This window comes from Aeromonas sp. FDAARGOS 1410, assembly GCF_019048745.1.
In the GTDB taxonomy this organism is placed as follows: domain Bacteria; phylum Pseudomonadota; class Gammaproteobacteria; order Enterobacterales; family Aeromonadaceae; genus Aeromonas; species Aeromonas jandaei.
In genome coordinates this window covers 4,314,857-4,334,149 of record NZ_CP077401.1, presented here as the reverse complement: position 1 = coordinate 4,334,149, position 19,293 = coordinate 4,314,857, and the positions used below count along the sequence as shown (strand labels likewise).

At 60.1% G+C, this 19,293-nt stretch carries 16 protein-coding genes; 5 read left to right on the top strand and 11 right to left on the bottom strand.

The features are described 5' to 3' along the window. The first annotated feature begins 70 nt into the window (after window positions 1–70). The 3 genes from I6L40_RS20130 (at window position 71) to I6L40_RS20120 (ending at window position 1,956) form a co-directional block, all read left to right on the top strand. Window positions 71–526, top strand: a complete 456-nt coding sequence (locus tag I6L40_RS20130; RefSeq protein ID WP_042032588.1) for a copper chaperone PCu(A)C — start codon at window positions 71–73, stop codon at window positions 524–526. A 94-nt stretch (window positions 527–620) separates the two neighbouring features. After that, complete coding sequence (locus I6L40_RS20125; RefSeq protein WP_071912632.1) at window positions 621–1,247, top strand: TIGR04219 family outer membrane beta-barrel protein; 627 nt, start codon at window positions 621–623, stop codon at window positions 1,245–1,247. 28 nt (window positions 1,248–1,275) lie between these two features. After that, entirely contained in the window at window positions 1,276–1,956 is a 681-nt protein-coding gene (locus tag I6L40_RS20120) for an SDR family oxidoreductase (protein WP_071912634.1), read from the top strand. A gap of 84 nt (window positions 1,957–2,040) precedes the next feature. Here I6L40_RS20120 and I6L40_RS20115 read toward each other — a convergent pair whose 3' ends face one another. The 5 genes from I6L40_RS20115 to I6L40_RS20095 form a co-directional block, all read right to left on the bottom strand. Then, on the bottom strand, window positions 2,041–5,097 hold the full coding sequence (locus tag I6L40_RS20115; RefSeq protein ID WP_216994773.1) for an efflux RND transporter permease subunit: 3,057 nt from the start codon (window positions 5,095–5,097) through the stop codon (window positions 2,041–2,043). 2 nt (window positions 5,098–5,099) lie between these two features. Then, window positions 5,100–6,086 carry an efflux RND transporter periplasmic adaptor subunit gene (locus I6L40_RS20110; protein ID WP_181364208.1) on the bottom strand — a complete coding sequence of 329 codons (987 nt, stop codon included), beginning with the start codon at window positions 6,084–6,086 and terminating at the stop codon, window positions 5,100–5,102. 176 nt (window positions 6,087–6,262) lie between these two features. Then, window positions 6,263–6,892: a TetR/AcrR family transcriptional regulator gene (locus I6L40_RS20105; RefSeq protein WP_071912639.1), complete on the bottom strand. Its 630-nt coding sequence runs from the start codon at window positions 6,890–6,892 to the stop codon at window positions 6,263–6,265. 214 nt (window positions 6,893–7,106) lie between these two features. Then, the gene (locus tag I6L40_RS20100) at window positions 7,107–7,370 is read right to left on the bottom strand and encodes a hypothetical protein (protein ID WP_050490107.1); all 264 of its coding nucleotides are present in this window, start codon (window positions 7,368–7,370) and stop codon (window positions 7,107–7,109) included. Between the two features lie 479 nt (window positions 7,371–7,849). Continuing rightward, window positions 7,850–9,574: a proline--tRNA ligase gene (locus I6L40_RS20095; RefSeq protein WP_042032585.1), complete on the bottom strand. Its 1,725-nt coding sequence runs from the start codon at window positions 9,572–9,574 to the stop codon at window positions 7,850–7,852. Between the two features lie 551 nt (window positions 9,575–10,125). Between I6L40_RS20095 and rlmD the strand changes: the two genes are divergently transcribed. Then, the gene (rlmD, locus tag I6L40_RS20090) at window positions 10,126–11,478 is read left to right on the top strand and encodes a 23S rRNA (uracil(1939)-C(5))-methyltransferase RlmD (protein WP_071912641.1); all 1,353 of its coding nucleotides are present in this window, start codon (window positions 10,126–10,128) and stop codon (window positions 11,476–11,478) included. A 185-nt stretch (window positions 11,479–11,663) separates the two neighbouring features. Here rlmD and I6L40_RS20085 read toward each other — a convergent pair whose 3' ends face one another. From I6L40_RS20085 to I6L40_RS20075, 3 genes are read right to left on the bottom strand one after another with little or no spacing between them, the layout of a single operon-like run. Next, window positions 11,664–12,233, bottom strand: a complete 570-nt coding sequence (locus I6L40_RS20085; RefSeq protein ID WP_071912643.1) for a membrane integrity-associated transporter subunit PqiC — start codon at window positions 12,231–12,233, stop codon at window positions 11,664–11,666. Beyond that, window positions 12,230–13,879, bottom strand: a complete 1,650-nt coding sequence (gene pqiB, locus I6L40_RS20080) for an intermembrane transport protein PqiB (protein WP_042032579.1) — start codon at window positions 13,877–13,879, stop codon at window positions 12,230–12,232. Before pqiB ends, I6L40_RS20085 begins: the two co-directional genes overlap by 4 nt. Then, the gene (locus tag I6L40_RS20075) at window positions 13,872–15,143 is read right to left on the bottom strand and encodes a paraquat-inducible protein A (RefSeq protein WP_071912645.1); all 1,272 of its coding nucleotides are present in this window, start codon (window positions 15,141–15,143) and stop codon (window positions 13,872–13,874) included. The genes pqiB and I6L40_RS20075 overlap by 8 nt, the downstream gene beginning before the upstream one ends. A gap of 178 nt (window positions 15,144–15,321) precedes the next feature. On the opposite strand from I6L40_RS20075, the gene hfq reads away from it, so the two are divergent. Then, the gene (gene hfq / locus I6L40_RS20070) at window positions 15,322–15,681 is read left to right on the top strand and encodes an RNA chaperone Hfq (RefSeq protein WP_216994772.1); all 360 of its coding nucleotides are present in this window, start codon (window positions 15,322–15,324) and stop codon (window positions 15,679–15,681) included. Between the two features lie 132 nt (window positions 15,682–15,813). Here the strand turns inward: hfq and I6L40_RS20065 are convergent, their stop codons facing one another. From I6L40_RS20065 to I6L40_RS20055, 3 genes are all read right to left on the bottom strand, one after another. Then, window positions 15,814–16,404 carry an HAD family phosphatase gene (locus I6L40_RS20065; protein WP_216994771.1) on the bottom strand — a complete coding sequence of 197 codons (591 nt, stop codon included), beginning with the start codon at window positions 16,402–16,404 and terminating at the stop codon, window positions 15,814–15,816. 66 nt (window positions 16,405–16,470) lie between these two features. Then, window positions 16,471–17,574: an EAL and HDOD domain-containing protein gene (locus I6L40_RS20060; protein ID WP_216994770.1), complete on the bottom strand. Its 1,104-nt coding sequence runs from the start codon at window positions 17,572–17,574 to the stop codon at window positions 16,471–16,473. Between the two features lie 4 nt (window positions 17,575–17,578). Then, a complete protein-coding gene (locus I6L40_RS20055) occupies window positions 17,579–19,219 on the bottom strand; it encodes a sensor domain-containing diguanylate cyclase (RefSeq protein WP_043849712.1) in 1,641 nt (546 codons plus the stop codon). Window positions 19,220–19,293: the final 74 nt, after the last annotated feature.

The following is a 19,293-nucleotide window of genomic DNA, read 5'->3' as shown; positions in this document are numbered from 1 at the left end:
AAGGGTGCACAAAGGTTACTGCCGGAGTAACCTTGGAGCCGTTTAACAACATCATAAAAGGATTTCAACCATGTTTAAACGTGCGTTTTATTCTCTGCTGGTGCTCGGCATGACGGCTCCCGCGCTGGCCAAGGTGGATGCGGTTGACGGCTATGTGCGTTTGCTGCCGCCGGGCTCTCCCAACACCGCCGCCTTCATGGTGCTCAAGAACGATGCCGACAAGCCGGTCAAGCTGGTGGCGGCAGCCTCTCCTGCGGCGGGTCGCGCCGAGCTGCATACCCACCTGCACGAGAATGGCGTGATGAAGATGCGTCAGGTCGAGAGCATCGAGATCCCGGCCAAGGGCGAAGTGGCGCTCAAGCCCGGCAGCTTCCACATCATGCTGTTCGAGATTGGTGCGCTCTCCGAAAAAACGCCGATGCCGCTCACCCTGACCATGGATGATGGCGAGAAGCTGGAGCTCTCCCTGCCGGTCAAACCGATCGAGCCGATGGCGGGGATGAACATGAAGCATATGAAACACTGACATTTGTCGTCGCTTGTTCAGATTTGAGACTGGGTATTTTGGCTGCACCGGGTAAAATAGCGCTCTTTCCATGTATGCAAGAGGAAGTGAAGTGATGAAAAAGACGCTGATTGCCGGTGTTCTGTTTGCCCTGTGCAGCCAGGGTGCCATGGCCGCCAATGACTGGCGTTTCGCCGCCGGTGCCGACGTATGGAACGCCCAGGGCAGTGGTCAGGTTTATGGTGCCAGCACCAACTATGACGATCACTACAACTGGAACGGCTACCTGCAGCTGGAACACGGCATCATTTTCCTGCCGAACGCCAAGTTTGAGATCTCCGACTTCAGCACCTCCGGCGGCACCTTCAAGAACGAGCTGACTGCCTACGATCTGAACCTCTACTACCGTCTGTTCAACAACGATCTGTTCAAGATCGATCTGGGTCTGACCGGTCGTTACTACGATGGCGAGCTGACCTCCTACGGTCGCAAGGGCTACGACAAGGACACCGTGATGGCCTACGCCGGTAGCGAACTCTACATCCCGAACACAGGTTTCGCCTTCTTCGGTGATCTGCGTACTCACGACGTGGACAACTATGACTACCGTCTGGGCGCTTCCTACAAGTTCTCCAACATGCCGGTCAAGCTGCGTGCCGGCTGGCGTGAAGCCAATGTGGACTTCGACAACGTCGACCAGCGTATCGACGGCTGGTTCATGGGTGGCGAATTCACCTTCTAATCTGAGCCTCTGACGACAAGGAGAAGTAATGGGCTACATCATAGTGACGGGGGCCGGTTCCGGTCTGGGCCGCGCCTTGACCGCAGGGCTGGTTGAGCGGGGCCATCGGGTTGCCATGATGGGGCGCCGTTACGAGAAGCTGCAGGAGCAGGAGGATCTGCTCGGTCAGGCGGTGATCGGCATTGCCGCCGATCTGGCGCACCACGAAGAGGTGGAGATGGCGTTTGCCGCCGCCGTCGAGTGGGGCGGCCTGCCCGAGATGGTGATCCACTGCGCCGGGGTTGGCGAGTTCGGCCCGGTCGGTATCTACACCGCCGAGCAGATCCGCAGCGTGGTGGAGAGCAATCTTATCTCCACCATACTGGTGGCCCAGCAGACGGTGCGCCTCATCGGCGAGAAAGGCGGGGTGCTGGCCAACGTGCTCTCCTCTGCCGCTCAGGTGGGCAAGGCCAACGAGAGCCTCTACTGCGCCTCCAAATGGGGGATGCGCGGCTTTCTAGAGTCGTTGCGCGCCGAGCTGAAAGGCTCGCCGCTGCGACTGGTTAACCTCTACCCGAGCGGGATCCGCAGCGCCTTCTGGGATAACTCGGATCACGTCGACCCGACCCGTTTCATGACCCCGGAAGATGCCGCCGCCTACATGCTCGATGCGCTGGCGGCGCGCAGCAGCTGCCACGTGACCGATCTCTTTATCGGTCGCAACGAGTAGCTCTTTCTCTTGCCGCGCAGGCTCAGGTTAAAGAAAGAGGGAGGCGTGATGCCTCCCTTGTTTTTTAGCTGATAGCAAAATCGATCATTGGCGCCCCCCTGCTTGGCCGCTTCTGCTGGCCAGTTTCCCTTTCAGCCAGCTCTCCAGGTCGGCCACATAGCTGTAGACAACCGGCACCATCAGCAGGCTCATGGCGGTGGCTGACAGTAACCCCCCTATTACGGCAATGGCCATCGGTTGGCGGAAGCTGGCATCCGCGCCAAAGCCCAGCGCAAGTGGCAGCAAACCCGCCGTCATGGCGACCGATGTCATGGTGATCGGCTGTGCCCGTTTATGACAGGCATCGAGCAGGGCATCGCGCAGGCTCATCCCCTGCTGTCTGGCTACGATGGCAAAATCCACTACCAGTATCGAGTTCTTGGTGACGATCCCCATCAGCATGACCAGCCCGATGAGCGATGGCAGATTCAATTCGCCGTGGGTCAGCAGCAAGGCGGCAAAGGCACCTCCCGCAGCCATCGGGACGGCAGAGAGGATGGTCAGAGGCTGGAACCAATCCTTGAACAGCAGCACCAGTACCCCGTAAACGCAAAGCACACCCGCAATCATGGCACCGCTCATACCGGCAAACAGCTCGGCCTGGGTCTCTGCATCGCCAGATTCCAGCAGCCGTACCTGTTCCGGGCGATCCTGCAGAGCAGGCAGCGCTTTAGCCGCTTTCAGGGCATTACCCAAGGCATAACCACCCAGGTCTGCCGTCAGCGTGACCTGACGTTCGCGATCAAATCTGTCTATTTGTGATGGGCCGCTCTCCAGCCCAATTGCGGCTACGTTGCCAAGAGGAACCAGTCCGGTGCGACCCGGCACGCGCAGCGCCGCGATAGCCTCAAGGTTCTGGCGCATCTCCCCGCGCAACAGCACCCTGATATCCAGTTGTCGCTGTTCCAGATTCAGTTTGGAGAGCGAGGACTCGCGATCTCCTGCCAGCGCGACCCGCAAGGTGTCGCCAATGGCCTGGGTTGTCACGCCGCTCTCGGCGGCCTGATCGGCATCGGGTCGGATGACTACATCTTGCCGCTCCAGACTGGCTGTCGAGGTCACGTTGTGGAGAAATGGCAAGCCACGTAGCTGTTGTTCCAGCTGTTTGGCGCTATTCATCAGCGCGTGTGTATCTGAGCTGGAGAGCACCAGCTCGAGTTTTTCACCCGAGCCACCGCTGCTAAATGAGAAGCGGGCACCGGGAACATCAGCCAACCGCTGCCGCATGGCCAGCTCGATCTCCCTCTGTTTCGGACGTTCCCCACGCTCGGCAAGCACGACGACCAGGCTGGCAAAGCGTACTTCACCGGGATCATTGGCCGAGGCATTGCCGGCATAGGCGAACATGGACTTCACGCCTTCAGTGCCAATCAGCGCATTTCTGGCCTCCTCGGCCATCTCCATGGTTTGATTGATGCTGGCTCCCGGAGGCAGCTCAATGCTGATGGTGGTGCTACCCCGATCAGCCGGTGGAATAAAGCCGGTAGGCAGCAGCGGCAACAGGGCGGCGGAGAGTACAAACAGACCGACCCCGATGAGCAAGGTCTTCAGACGATGATCGAGGCACCAGCGAGCCAGTCGCAGATAGAGCTGCATGGTGGGGCCATCGTGCTCTTGCTGGTGCAGACCGGGTTTGATCAGCCAGACCGCCATCATGGGGGTGATGATGCGGGCGACCATGAAAGAGAGACCGACGGCAATCACTATGGTCCAGCCAAATTGCTTGAATACCAGCCCGGGGACACCACTCATCATGGCGGTGGGCAGGAATACCACGATCAGCGTGGTGGTGGTCGCCGCTACTGCCAGCGCAATCTCGTTGACCGCGTCTTCAGTGGCTTCCCGGGCACTTTTTCCCTTGTTCATATGGCGGGCGATGTTCTCGACCTCAACGATGGCATCATCGACCAGGATCCCGACGACGACCGCCAGCGCCAGCAACGTAATGGTGTTGAGCGTATAGCCTGCCCAGTGCATATAGGCGAAGGCCGGTATGATGGAGAGAGGGAGTGCAACCGCCCCGATCAGGGTGGCTCGCCAGTCGCGCAGGAACAGCCAGATTACCAGCACGGAGATAATGGCGCCCTCATAGAGCATGTGCATCGAACCTTCGTACTGCTCCTCGGTATGCTCGACCGTGCTGTTGACCCGTAGCAACTTGATATCGGGATTTTTGTGCTGGATCTCCTTCAGCGCTTGCTCTACCCCTGCGGCAATGCGCACCTCGTCAAACCCCTTGGTGCGCCAGAGTTGAAATCCCACCGCAGGTTTGCCATCCAGCATGGCCGACTGGGTTCTGTCGGCAGTTGTATCCTGGACGGTCGCGATCTCGTCCAGACGGATTTTGCGTCCATCACTCAGCACCACCGGCAGGGCGCGCAGCTGGTCGGCTTGCTGTACCGTCGCCAGGGTTCGCACACTCTGCTCAGCCCCACCCATCTGACCCCGTCCGCCGGATGACTCCTGCTGGACACTGCGTAGCGCGCGCGATACATCAGCCGCAGTGGCCCCCAGCCCGGAGAGACGAATGGGATCGACTTCGATGCGCACTTCCCGGCGCACGCCACCGATCCGGGTGAAATCTGTGATGCCGGGAACGGCTTGCACTGCTTTGGCCAGTTCGTTGTCAACCAGCCACGACAGGGCCTCTTCGCTCATCTTGTCGCTGGCAATGGCATAGGTGAGCATGGCGCCGCCTGGCCCCGCGATCACCTTGCTGACGATAGGCTCCTGCAGGTCATCGGGCAGATCGTTGCGGATCCGATCCACCGCATCCTTGGTGTCGGACAAGGCTTCATTCAGATTGCGCTCCAGATCAAAGGTCACCGTGATGGTGACCACTCCATCGTTAATTTTGGTGGTCATGTGGCGCAGACCACGTACGGTCGCCAGCGAATCTTCCACCTTTTTGGCGACATCGGTTTCCAGCTGGGAGGGGCTGGCGCCCGGCTGACGGAGTTCCAGTTTGACGGTCGGTAAATCGAGATCCGGCAAATCATGGATCCCCAGCTTCTGGAAGCCGGCCACGCCGGCCAGGGTCAGCATGATAAACAGCAGAATGGAGGGAATGGGGTTGCGGATCGACCAGGTTGCCAGATTCATGGTTACTCCTTGCCTTTGGCGGTCATGACGCGAATGGCTTCACCATTGTTGAGGAACCCGGCCCCCTTGAGGGCAATCAGGTCGTTTTCCCGGATGCCCCGGGTGATTTCGACGGCATTGTCGCGGCGCAGGCCCACGGTGACCTCCTGCATATAGGCCTTGCCATCGTCGATGCGGAAAACGACGCTGCGGCCATCCCGGATCAGCAGCGCCTGTGCCGGGATGGTCAGTGCCTGCCGTTTCTCGACTTCAATTTGGCCACCGATATACATGGCCGACTTGGCACCGCTGCCCGGCAGGATATCGACATAGGCAGTACCCATCCGGCTGTTGTTGTCGAGTGCGCCAGCCAGCTGCCTGACCTGCCCTTCCGTTCTGGCACCGGATGGCAGGAGCAAGGAGACATGCTGGCCCGGCTTGACTTGCTCCATCTTGGCGGCGGTCAGTTCGGCGCGCCACTCAAGGCGATTTTGCCGTATGAGCCGAAACAGTTCGGTGCCTGTGGCTGGTACCTGCCCCAACGTGGCATTGCGAGCAGTAATAAGACCATCATCCGGCGCAATGATGCGGGTATCGTCCAGACGCACCTGCTGACTGGTCAGTGATGCCTTGGCAGATAGCTCCTGCGCCTGAGCCAGCTTGAGCTCGGTTTCCACTTTGAGCAGATCCTGATCGCTGACACTCTTTGCCTGATAGAGCCTGCGCATGCGCTGGGCATTGGCCAGGTTTTGCTGCAGGCTCGCCTCGGCCTTGATGAGCTCGGCTTGGGCTCGCTGCACATCTGCTCTGGCGATCCTGTCATCCAGCCGAGCCAGCATGGTGCCTCGAGTGACCAGATCACCGACAGCGGCGTTGATCTCCACCACCGCCATGTTGCCGCTATTGGCACTGACGATGGCCTCCTGCCAGGGGGTAACAACGCCCATTGCCGGAATGATGTCAGGCCAGAGCTGCCGCAGTGGTGTCACCGTCGTGATTGCCGTCGCCATTTTGTTTTCTGCGGCATCACTTATTAATGGGGTCAGACATAGTTGAGCGATGATTAGCATGAACAAAGGATGTCGCATAATTTGGAGGCTCCACGCAGTGGCCAATATGGCAATCATGTTATGCTACTATGATTACCAGTCATATTATTTGGTGATGGATTAAATAAATAATAAATTTAGCTGGTCGCTGGTGAAGCTGATTCAGGATGGGTAATTCCGGCAAGGAATATTGAAAATACCCCCGGAGCCTGCTTCTGGAGTTGTTCCATATCCTCGGCAATGACGGCCTGCATAATCAAACCTTGCAGCATACCGATGAATAATGTCGCCGCAGCATCCATATCCAGAGTTGATGGAAATTCATGGTTTGCAATTCCTTGCTGCATTAATTTAATCAACATCGCCCGATAACGTAATAACAATGTCTTGGCAATCGCTCTGGTTGGCGAGGCTCGGCTCTTTTGCAGCTCGCCAAACATCATTCTCGGAATACCGGGGTGATGAGCTGCAAATTCAGCGTGCGTCATAAACATGGCTTCCAGTGCAGCCGGTGCCGACTCGATACCCTCTATGGCCCGTTCGAGACGGGAGAGCAGGGTGTTGGCGATCCACTCCATCACCGTCTGGAAGATGGCATCCTTGGTGGGAAAATGTTTGAACAGGGCCCCCTGGGTGAGCCCCATGTGCTGCGCAATGATGGTGGTGGTGAGCTCCCCGGGGTGATGCTTGGCCAGCAGTGTGATGACCGTCTGGATCGTGGCGGCTTGCCGCTCTTCGCTCGGTAAATGCTTGGGATGACGCGCCATCTGGTCTGGTCTCGAAGTAAAGTAAGTCGCCTATTACTTAGCATCAATCTCTGTACGTTTTTTGTCAAGCAAGCCACATCGACAAAAACATAACCACAGGAAAGAGAAGGTTTTTTATATACAGCATCGTTTCTCCATCCTGGCCATGATGAGCTTTGCCAGCGGTTGAGCGGACTGGACTATCGTCACCAGGTTTCACGGGTGATGGGGTAGATCAAGAGATGATGGAGATGAACTCCTTGATGTCTTCGCTGTGCAGAGTTAACGACCAGAGGGCACGATGCTGGTCTGAGCTGAGGCCATCGGTATATATAATTGTGCTGTCTTGAATATGAATATGGTTACGGTGTGCTTCCATTTGCAGTCCCGTCGTTGGAAACCAGATATGTATAATTCCCGATGTAATAAAGGTAAATTGAGCAAAAAGTTCATTTTCGCCGACCAGTCTGAAGGTTCTCTCAATCACTTTGACTTGCATATATCCTCCCGGTTAAAAAACGCAATTGATATTTGCGTCAAGAGATAGTCCTGAAATTAACGGGAGACAATAGAATGTGGTGCTGATTGTGAGAGCGCTCACGGGTGGTGAAAAAGTAATTGCTGGGGCTCACTTGGGGGTTTTATGGCAATTAAAGGCGTGCTAGGCAGATATTTCTGTTAAATATCGGCTATATATCGCCGCAAGACTGGATTGTCCCACAGTTTATTTACGCAGAGCCATATTGAGCACATGGTGGGGAATTTCCGGTATTTCCCGTCAGATCACCCCAACATAGCGACACCTCCTTACCAGAGCGGGTGGCGCGGTTTGGCGGTCAGGAGTCAGGAGACAGTGCAGGAGGATACCCGACATCCTGATGTAACAGGGCCATCCGTCAGAGCGAGCAATAAAAAATGCCAGTCAGTATTGGCTGACTGGCACCATTTTGAGTGCGTTCGTTAACGCGGCAGTGGGGCTTAACGGCCCAGCTTGGCCTTGATCATGGCGACGATGTCGCTGATGGCCACTTCCTGCTTCTCGCCGGTGCGGCGGCACTTGTACTCCACCACGCCGTTATCCATGCCGCGCTCGCCGATGACGATGCCGTGCGGCACGCCCAGCAGCTCCATGTCGGCGAACATTACGCCCGGGCGCTCTTTACGGTCGTCGAACAGCACATCGACACCGGCCGCTTTCAGCTCGGCGTAGAACTGCTCGGCCAGCTCGGCAACACGCACGGACTTGTGCATGTTCATCGGCACGATGGCCACTTCGAACGGGGCGATGGCGTCCGGCCAGATGATGCCGTACTGGTCGTTGTTCTGCTCGATGGCGGCAGCCACCAGACGGGAAACCCCGATACCGTAGCAACCCATCTCCATGGTGACGGACTTGCCGCCTTCATTCAGCACGCTTGCCTTCATCGCTTCGGAGTACTTGGTACCCAGCTGGAAGATGTGGCCCACTTCGATACCGCGCTTGAGCAGCAGCTTGCCCTGGCCGCACGGGCTCGGGTCGCCTTCTACTACGTTGCGCAGGTCGGCAACTTCGTAAGCGGTGATATCGCGATCCCAGTTGGCACCGGTCAGGTGGAAACCGGTCTCGTTGGCGCCGCAGACGAAGTCCGCCAGATGGGCGGCGCTGCGATCGACGATGATGCGACCGGCAAAGCCGACCGGGCCGATGGAGCCTGCGTCGCAACCGGCGGCCGCTTTGATCTGCTCGTCGTTGGCGAAGGTCAGCGGGTTGGCCACGCCAGAAAGCTTCTCGGCCTTGATTTCGTTCAGCTCGTGGTCGCCACGCAGTACCAGCGCGATGACGGCCTGCTTGCCAGCTTCATCCTCTTCGCCCAGCACCAGCAGGGTCTTGGCGATGGCGGTCGGCGCCACGTTCAGGAAGGCAGCTACTTCGTCGATGGTGTGGACGTTCGGGGTGGCAACCTTGGTCAGGGCAGCAGTGGCGGCAGCGCGCTCGCCAGCCGGCGCCAGCGCTTCGGCCATCTCGATGTTGGCTGCGTAATCTGATGTATCGGAGAAGGCGATCAAGTCTTCACCGCTCTCGGCCAGCACCTGGAATTCGTGGGAACCGGTACCACCGATGGAGCCGGTATCGGCCTGCACCGGACGGAAGTTCAGACCCATGCGGGTGAACGCCTTGCAGTAGGCGGCGTGCATCTTCTCGTAGGTATCGACCAGAGACTCTTTGTCGATGTGGAAGGAGTAGGCATCCTTCATCAGGAATTCGCGGCCGCGCATCACGCCGAAACGGGGGCGCACTTCGTCGCGGAATTTGGTCTGGATCTGGTAGAGGTTGAGCGGCAGCTGCTTGTAGCTGTTCACTTCGTAACGCACCAGCGCAGTGATCACCTCTTCGTGGGTCGGGCCCAGCACGAAGGGACGGTTGTGACGGTCGGTCAGGCGGCACAGCTCGGGACCGTAGTCATCCCAGCGGCCGGACTCCTGCCACAGCTCGGCGGGCTGCACCACCGGCATGGAGACTTCGATGGCACCAGCATTGTTCATCTCTTCGCGAACAATGTTCTCGATTTTCTTCAGTACCCGCAGACCGGTTGGCAACCAGGCATACATGCCGGAGGCCAGTTTACGGATCATCCCGGCGCGCAGCATCAGCTGGTGGCTGACAACTTCAGCGTCGGAGGGGGTTTCCTTGAGAGTGGAAAGCAGATATTGGCTGGTACGCATCGCGGTAGACCTTAGCTAGAACGGGCGCGGGGCCCAGGATAATTTCAAGGGCGGAATTTTAACAGGCTGGGCGTTGCGGCCCAAGGGCTAAATTTGCCGCAGCCGCGAAAGGGCGGCGCGGGCTGGTCATCTTGTCCGGATCGGAGGGGATGCCCGGCTGGCCATCACCGGCTTGCCGGAGGCGCATGTGGCTGCAATTGGCTTGGCATAAGTAAAAGTTTGGCCATTTTGGCAAAACCCATAAATTTGATTTATACCGCGTGGTTTGTCCCTGTAACGGGCCGTAGGTTGCCAGTGAGGGCTCGCTAGGGGGATTGGCCGATCCTGACGGGAGCTACCTTGCCGCAACCAGCGGTGAACGGGGGTTGGCGGGGCCTTGTCCACGGGCCATTGGGCCGGGCTGCAAAAGCGGGGCGGGTAGTACCACAACCATTGGGCTTTTAATGCCTGCAATTTGGCCGGATCTCCGCTAAACTCTGCCACCTTTTCGTGACGGGTCGGCCAAACCGGCCCCGTCGCCCCCTCTTTTATTTGTACTTTTGGAGCCGCTCATGCCGCTAGTGGGACATCAACACCAGATCGAGATCCTGGAACTGACCGACAAAGGAGATGGCAAAGGACGCCTGTTCGACCGCCCCCTGTTTGTCGAAGGTCTGCTGCCGGGTGAGCAGGCGTTGGTCGAACTGACCGAGGTGAAGCCCAACTACCTGCACGGCAAGGTCGCCGAGCTGCTCCAGCCCTCCGCCGACCGGGTAGCCGACTTCTGCCCCAACACCGAGTGCGGTGGCTGTCAGGTGCGCCCGCTGGCCTATCCGGCCCAGCTCAAGCTCAAGCAGAGTCTGGTGCAGAGCGCCCTGGAGCAGGTCGGGCTGGGTGAGGCCGTGGTCAATCCCATCCTCGGCATGGAGACCCCGTTCGCCTATCGCAACAAGGCGCAGTACGCGGTGCGCGGCTGTGACGCCGGTGCCGAGATCGGTTTTTATCGCAAGCACTCCCACGACCTCATCACCGCCGATGACTGTGCGGTGCAGGACTCGCTGCATGTGGAGCTGAACGCCCGGGTACGCAACTGGATGCGCGCGCACGACATCGCGGCCTATGACGAAGTGAACCACACCGGCTGTGTGCGCAACCTGATGACCCGTAAGGGCTTCAAGAGTGGCGAGCTGATGGTGGTGCTGGTGACCCTGAGCGAGGAGCTGCCGTTTGAAGCCGAGCTGCTGGCGGCGCTGCAGGATCTGCCGATCACTACCCTGGTGCAGAACATCAACGAAGCGCGCACCAACCGCATTCTGGGCGACAACAACCGGGTGCTGCTGGGCAGCGGGGTGATCCGCGACAAGATCCACGAACTCGAATTCGAGATCTCGCCGCTCTCCTTCTTCCAGAACAATCCGAGCCAGACCGACGTGCTCTACTCCAAGGCACTGGAGTATTGCGAACTGACCGGCAACGAGACGGTGTTCGACATCTATTGCGGTATCGGCACCATCTCCCTGTTCCTGGCCGGCAAGGCCGCCAAGGTAGTGGGGATCGAGTCGGTCGAGAGCGCCATCAGCGATGCCCGTCGCAATGCGGCCCTCAACGGCATCGAGCAGACCGAGTTCCACGTCGGCAAGGCGGAGCAGCTGATGCCTGCCCTGCACGCCGAAGGGGTGAGCGCCGACGTGGTGGTGATGGATCCGCCGCGCAAGGGCTGTGACAAGGCCGTACTGCAGACGCTGGTGGCCATGGCGCCGCGCCGTCTGGTCTATGTCTCCTGCAACCCGCAGACCCTGGCCCGCGATCTCGCCTGGCTGGTCAAGCAGGGCTTCGTGCTGGATGAGGTACAGCCGGTCGATATGTTCCCGCACTCCATGCACGTCGAAGCTGTCGCCCGCCTGAGCCTGCCAGCGAAAGCGTGATAGGACATTGGCGCGGAGCGATTGACATGTTCCTCCTCCACGCCATGCACGTCGAAGCTGTCGCTCGCCTGAGCCTGCCCGCCAAGGCATAAGTCGCCTCTGATCTTGCGCTTATAAAAAACGACGCCAAGTGGCGTCGTTTTTTTCTATCTGATGCTCGCACTGATGCTCGCAGCTTGCGGTGTTCAGCCCTGCTTGCGTACCTCGTCGGCAATCTGGTCGAGCAGCTGTTGCCAGCCCAGACCCAGCTCGCTCACCAGCGCGTTGTAGCCATCGGCCGGCAGCACCCGCACCTGATTGAAGGGGGCTTCGCGCAGTACCGAGCCATCTTCCGCCAACAGGCGCCAGCGTCCGCTCAGCACGGCGCGGCCATCGTGACGACCCTGGAAGCGCTCGACCAGTATGGTCAGCACCGGGCCCTTGCGGCCGCCATCCTGACGGACGACCCAGCCCGGCAGGCGGGTGGAGAGGCCGTTGAGGGTGAGCTGGTTGAGCTGATCGTCGAGCGAACCGGCCCAGCGGTGGTACTCGGCGAAGTGGAGCTCCTGCCCCTCCAGCTGATAGACCAGACTGATCCGGTCGAGTTGACCCGCCAGCGCGATGGGGCGCAGCACCAGCTGGTGCTGCGGGGTAACCGGCGCCGCCGCCGGTTGCTGGCTGTCGGCGGCGAGGGAGTAGTAGTGCAGCGCTGGCTGGGTGCCGCTGCACCCGGCCAGCAGGCCGGTCAGCGCCAGCGTCAGGATGAACTTTTTCATGGTGTGCCTCGCTTGGGTTCAGGGTCCCGGGGACGGACGCGATCGAAGATCAGCGAACTCGGCTGCTCGTTGAGAGAGTGCACCAGCGGCTGCAGCTCGCGCATCAGCTGGTTGAGGGTCTGCACCGACTGACGCAGATCCTGATTGGTTTGCGACTGGGCATCATAGGCCTGCAGGGTCTCCTGCAACTGCTTGAGGCTCTCGTTGAGCGACGCCGGCAGCTGCTGGGTGGAGTCCTTGGCGGTGAGTTTGTCCAGATTGGCGCTGACCGCACTGATGTTCTTCAGGGTGCCATCCAGCGTCGAGAGCGAGCTGTTGACCTTGGTCAGGGTGGTGGCCATATCCATGTCGACAAACTTGTCGAGGATGAGGTTCACCTTGCGCTCGATCTGATCCAGCCCACCCTGCACGGTCGGGAAGACCTGATAGCCGGCCAGCTTGACCTGATCAAAGCGGGGAGCCGTGGGGTAGAAGTTGAGATCGATGATCTTGCCGCCGGTCAGCAGGCTCGAGGTCTTGAGGCTGGCACGCAACCCCTCCTTGAACTGCTTGCTGAACAGGGCGCGCCACTGATCTTTTTCCGCCTTGGCATAACGGTGGGAGAGACGCTGCACCTCGATGCGGGCCAGTACCGGGATCTGGCGGTTCTGGAAGATGCGAACCCCCTTCTCCTCGATCATGTAGGGCGCCGAGATGACGGTACCGACCCGGATGCCGCGATACTGCACCGCCGCGCCCGGATGGAGGCCCGCCACGTTGTCGTCGAACAGGAAGACGTAGTCGATGAACTGATCCAGACTACCGGCCAGCACGCTTGCCTCATCCTGGAACAGGGTGAATTCGTCGTGCTGCTTGACCGGATCACCCGGTGACCAGCCGGCAGGCAGGCCCATGGTGATGCCGCCGTCGATCAGGCTCTCCAGCGAATCCATCTTCACCTTCATCCCTTCGCTGCTCATGGAGACCTCGAAGCCCGGGGTCAGCCAGAAGCGGGAGTTGCTGCTCACCAGAATGTCGTAGGGAGCGTTGATGAAGATCTGATACTGCATCTCCCGCTTCTCGGGCAGGAACTTCGCCTCTTCCACCTGACCTATGGTGAAGCCCTGGTAGTTGATGGGCGAGCCCTCGCCAAGCGCCTTGGCTTCGCGGCTGGAGAGGGAGAGGCGCAGTCCCTTGGCATTGATGGAGGAGAGCGGCGGCTTGTCGAGCATGGCGTACTCGTCGCGTGCCTTCCCTTTCTTGCCGGGGGAGAGCTCGATATAGGCGCCGGAGAGCAGGGTGCTGAGACCCGATACCCCTTCGCGACCGACCCTGGGTTTGACCACCCAGAACTTGCTGTCGCCGCGCAGCATGCTGGCGGCGTCGTTGGTCAGGCGCCCCTTGAGCACGGCGTGGCTGTAGTCATCGCTCAGCTGGACGGCATCGATGCGGCCGACGGTGACCTCGCGTGAGCGGATCTCCGTCTTGCCTGCCACTATGCCTTCGGCGGTGGCGACTGTCAGGGTGAAGCTCGGCCCTTGGGAGTACCAGTGCTGAAACAGCATCCAGAGACCGATGAACAGTGCCAGCAGAGGCACCATCCAGATTGCGGCGGCGGAGCTCAGAAAGTCAGAGCCCGGTTTCCACCTTGTTTTACGCTCACTCACGTTCGCGTTCTCCTTGTTGTAAATCCCAGATCAGGCGCGAGTCGAAGCTCATGGCGGCGACCATGGTGATCAGCACCACGCCTGCAAATGCGACGGCCGCAGGGCCGGGGTAGATGGTCATCAGGTTGTCGAGCCGGATCAGGCCCGCCAGAATGGCCACCACGAAGACGTCGATCATCGACCAGCGTCCGACAAATTCGGTCATCCGATAGAGCTTGAGCTTGCCGAGCGGCGACTCGGCATGACCGCTCTGCACCATGTAGCAGAGCCAGAACAGCGCCAGGATCTTCACCAGCGGCACGACCACGCTGGCAAAGAAGATGACGGCGGCGATGGGGTAGGAGCCCATCGCCCAGAGCAGCACCACGCCACCGAGGATGGTGGAGGGGCTGTCATCGCCGAGAAAGACGGTGTCCATAATCGGGTAGACGTTGGCCGGGATGTAGAGAATGGCCGAGGTGATGAGCAGGGCCCAGGTGCGGTTCAGGCCGCCCGGTTTGCGGGCATGCAGCTTGCCGCCGCAGCGCTGGCAGCTGTGGCTGCCCGCCTCGCTCAGGGCGCCGCAGATATGGCAGCCCACCAGACCTGATACCATGGCGCCCGCTTCGGGGTCGAGCTCACGCTGCTCGGTCGGGCCGAACAGCCGTTGCCAGAGCCACATCCGATCCAGCGACGAGATGGTCTTGATGAGCAGGATGGTGTAACCGACGAAGGCCCAGAACGAGAGGCCCATCTGGATGTCGGCCATCCCCATCAGCTTGACCAGCGAGATGAGCACTCCCACCAGAAAGACATCCACCATCAGCCAGGGCTTGATACGGCAGAGCAGGCGGCCGAGAGAGCGCAGGGCGTGGCTGTGCAGGTCTTTGTCGAGGCGCCACAGTACCAGCATGATGGAGCCGATATAGACCAGCGGCAGACCGATCAGGGTGATGCTGAGCACGGCGCTGAGAAACAGATACCCTTCGTCCACCAGAGTCGAGATGCACTGGAGAAAGGTCATCTCCTGCCCGATCCCCTTGGCCGAGAAGGACATGAAGGTAAAGGAGTTGGAGAGCACGAACATGATGAGCGCCGCAAACCCGTAGGAGATGGGACGCAGCTCCTGCTGTGGCAGATGCTGGCTCAGGGTGTGACCGCAACGGGGGCAGTGGCTGGCTTCGCCCACCGCCAGCGGTGTGGCCGGGATCAGCAGGTCACACTCTTCGCAGGCGGTGTCGTCATGAACGTAGGTGGTATGGTGTTGGTGTGAAACCGGATGCAAGATAAAACCCCAGATTAGGCTCGCGAGAGAACCAGAGGGGCGATTATCGCAGTTGTACCGGTCAGCGACCAGTCCTGCTGCGGTGCGATTTGCGGGGCGGTGTGTGAGAATGACTTTGACAAGCCAGTGGCCATTTAGCACAATCAAACGCCACTTTTTTTCCGCGGGACAATAATTTATGACAACTGAATCCCCAAGCTACTCCACGATTGAGCAAGCCTTCTCCCTCGGGAGCGGGCAAGATTCTGCCCTCAACTGGTTGCGCAAAAACCGCAGTCAGGTCGCCATTTTCCTGGTGAGCGGCATCAAGCTGGAGGGCACCATCAGCGGGTTTGACCAGTACAGCGTGCTGCTGACCGATGCACATGGCAACCAGCAGCTGGTCTACAAGGCCAAGATCTCCACCATCGCCATGCACACCGGCCGTCCGCAGGTGAACATCCAGCGTGCTCGCAAGCCGCGTGTCTCCATGGCGCCGCGTCCCCACGGTGCGCCGGGTCGCTATGACGACAATCAGGGCGGCGGCAACAACGAGTAATCGTACGTCACTGCCTGTCCGTTGACCGCCTGCTGCGTCAACGGCTGACGGGAGTTCCGCTCATTCTCCATCCTGTCCCGTATGAGCGCGGACTCCCGTTATCGCCCTGTCAGGGCGATAACGTTCACCTCATCAGAAGTCGATCCCTACCGGTTTACCCTCTTTGACCATGCAGGTCTGCATCCCGGCAGCCTCGCCCGCCTGTACGCCGATCCCGGTATCTTCAAACACCAGACAGCCTGACGGTGCGACCCCCAGCTTGCTGGCGACCAGCAGGAAGGTGTCCGGATTGGGCTTGTGCAGCTCCACGTCGTCGGCCGTCACCACCACCTGAAAGTAGCGATCCAGCCCGGTATTGCGCAGCACCGCTTCGGCATTGACCCGGGGTGAGCCGGTGCCAATCCCCATCGGGATGGTGCCGTGATAGCGATCGAGCAGTGTCTGCATGGCCGGAAACACCGTCGCCTTGTGCAGATTGGCCACATAGTGGGCCGTCTTGCAGCGGGTCACCTCGAGCGGATCGAGGGGGAGCTGCTGCTCTTCGGCGACCAGCAGCGCGATCTTGCGGCTCGGCATGCCACCCAGTTCATAGAACCAGTCGGCATCGAAGCGAAAGCCAAACTCGCGGGCGGTGTGCTCCCAGGCTGCGAGGTGCAGCGGCATGGAGTCGACCAAAGTGCCATCAAGGTCAAAGACCAGGCCTTGGAATCCGGAAAGGGTCATGGTGCGGGGTCTGTCTCTGAAAAAAGGGAGCCCATTCTAGCCAGTGGCTCCCCGGCTCGCCATCACCTAGCTGGTGAGAAACGCTTGCCCCCACATTTGCGCCTGAAAATAGATAGGAGTGAGCCTGGCCGGATCGAGCTGGTAGTGCGGGGCCAGCTGTGCCAGCAGGGCCCAGTTGCCCTGCTCGTAGGTGTTGACCAGCTGGAACAGGTGAAACAGCGGCCCCTCGCGCAGCTCGATGGCCCGTTTGACGTTAGTTGGCAGGTGGAGCTTCATCTCCTCCGAGAGCAGGGAGGCATCCTGCACCAGCCCGACCAGAAAGGCCCAGCTGGCGTCGGCTTTACCGAGTGCCGTGAGGGCGATGAGCTCGCAGAAGCGGCCGCGAGCGATGGCCATCCGGGTACAGGCTTCGGGCATATGCTGGCTGGCCCGGGCCAGCCCGTTGATCAGCACGAATTTGCGGATCTCCTGCTCTCCCAGATAGGAGAGGGCGCGTGGCACCGAGGTGATGGGGGTGGCGTGATCGAAACCGGGGGCGTTGACATAGGTGAGCAGCAGGCCCGGTAGCCAGGCATCCTGCTCCAGCAGGCGGGCGACCTGGGCAAACGAGAACTCTTCGTGGCAGATGAGCTGGAGGATCTGCTGCACCAGCGCCATGTCAGGCTGCTGGGCGCGCTGGTTGACCAGCTCGGGACGGGCGAGAAAGCCGCCGGCGAAGAAGTCGACCCCCGCCTCCCGCAAGGGGAGAAAGTCCTCCCACGCCTCGACGTTGAGCGCCATCCGCTTGTGATCGGTGGGCTGGCAGATCCCCTCTTCCCCCGTCCAGAACACCAGCAGGCGGCTGGCGCCCAGCCAGCGGGCATCGCGATGGGCGCCATGGACGGCGAGTCTGCGTCGGCTGTCGCGCCACTGCTCCAGCACCGGAAAGGAGGTGGGTAGCCGTTCGCTGGATGCCTCGACCAGCGGGATGGTCTCCTGAGCAAACAACAGGGGGCGTTGCTCATCGAGCTGTTCGTGGCTGAACGGAACCAGATATTGCCGCCCCTGCGCCAGCAGGTGGCTATGTTGGGCCAGTGCGGGCCATTCGGCCGGTGAGCTGAGCTGATAGTCGATGCCGTAGGCCACCAGAGCCAGGCGACGGTTGAAGATGGGATAGCGACGCAACAGCATGGGATCACCGATAAGCCAGTGTGCGGGCCCTCCCTTCTGATTTGGCGTGGTAGAGCGCCTGGTCGGCCTGTTCAGTCAGGCTCTGCCATGCCTCGTCCTGGGAGGGGACCAGATAGCTAAAGCCTATGCTAACCGTAATGAAATCAGCAACTCGGGATGCTGGATGTGGCAGGTGCAGGCGGGCGAGTCCCTCATGGATCCGCTCCGCCAGCTGCTCCGCTTCACCGGGTTGCGGCGCGCAGAGCAGGATGACGAACTCCTCCCCGCCATAGCGAGCCACCAGATTGGTGCGGCGGCGCTCCGCTTCCTGCAGCACCCGCGCCACCTGCTGGAGGCACTCATCCCCCTTGGCGTGGCCAAAGTGATCGTTGTAACCCTTGAATTCGTCCACATCGATCATCAGTACGGCCAGCAGGCTCTGGGTGCGTCTTGCCCACTCCCACTCCCGTTGCATGGTGATATCCCACTGGCGCCGGTTGGCGATGCCGGTGAGGGGATCTTCCAGCGACAGCAGGGAAAGGCGCCGGTTGGCCTCCTCCAGCGCACGGTTGGTCTCGGCCAGTTGCATGGTGCGCTCGGCAACCCGCTCCTCCAGCTCGCGATTGAGCCGCTCCAGCTGCTCCTGGGTGCGCTGGCGGATCAGCAGTTGTGACAGGATGGCGGCGTACTGTTTGAAGATCTCGCTCTGATAGGCTTTGAGCGGGCGGTGCCACAGCAGGTTGTCGGCGGCAATCCAGCCGATGGGGATGGCGCCATCCCAGAGCGATACCATGGCGTTCCAGCCCTGTCCCACCTGCTGTTTCTCGTAGTAGAGAGGGGTATCTTCGAGCACCAGCACGTAATCCTTGCGCTTGAGCGCCTCCTGCACCGTGGGGTGATCCGGGATGGGGCTGACAAAATCGTGTTCGTCTACCAGCTCTCCCTCTTCACTGGTGCCCCAGGTGCCGCGCATGGTCTTGCCGTCGGGCTCGATGAGAAAGATGGCGACCCGGTCAAATTGCAGCTCCTTGCGTGCCAGCAGCACGGCATCACGCAGTAACTGGTTCTCGCTGCGGCTGCGGGAGAGGGTGACGCTGACCATGTGCAACGCCTGCAGCATGGTGAGGAAGGAGCCCTGCAGCGCCTGACTCTGCACCAGATCGGTCTGGGTATGCAGCCGCTGGTCCCGCTCCTGATCAACCTGATCTGCGAGCAGATGGTTGCTCAGTTCGGCGGTCAGGTAGTGGATCAGCAGCTGGATCCCCTGACGCTGATGGCGGGAGAGGCGATCGATCCGGCGGTGGGTTTCGAGGTAGATGACCCCTTCCAGCTTCAAGTGACGTTTGAGGGGGAAGCAGGCGCGCAGGCGGGGAGGTTGGGGCTCCGATTCATCCCGCTCGTCCGGAGGCTGGTGGACCGGCTCGATCATCAGCTGGCCCTGATGAATCGCCTTGTCGATCAAGGTGTGGGGCAGGGGCAACGCATCCAGATGGGCGAGATCGAGCGTGGTCAGCCCCTGCTCCAGCTGGAAGCGATAGAGTTTCGGCTCGGGGGATTTCAGCCAGAGATAGAGGTAGTCGGCATCTGTCTTGTCACGAATGGTAGCGAGGCTGACTTCGCATAATTGGGCAAAGTTGGTGAAGTGTTCCGGATCCCATTCCTGCATGCCAATATCCCTTTGGGTCTAACCCAGCGAGTATATATAGAGTCTGTTTAATTTATTGATTGAAATGTCAAAAT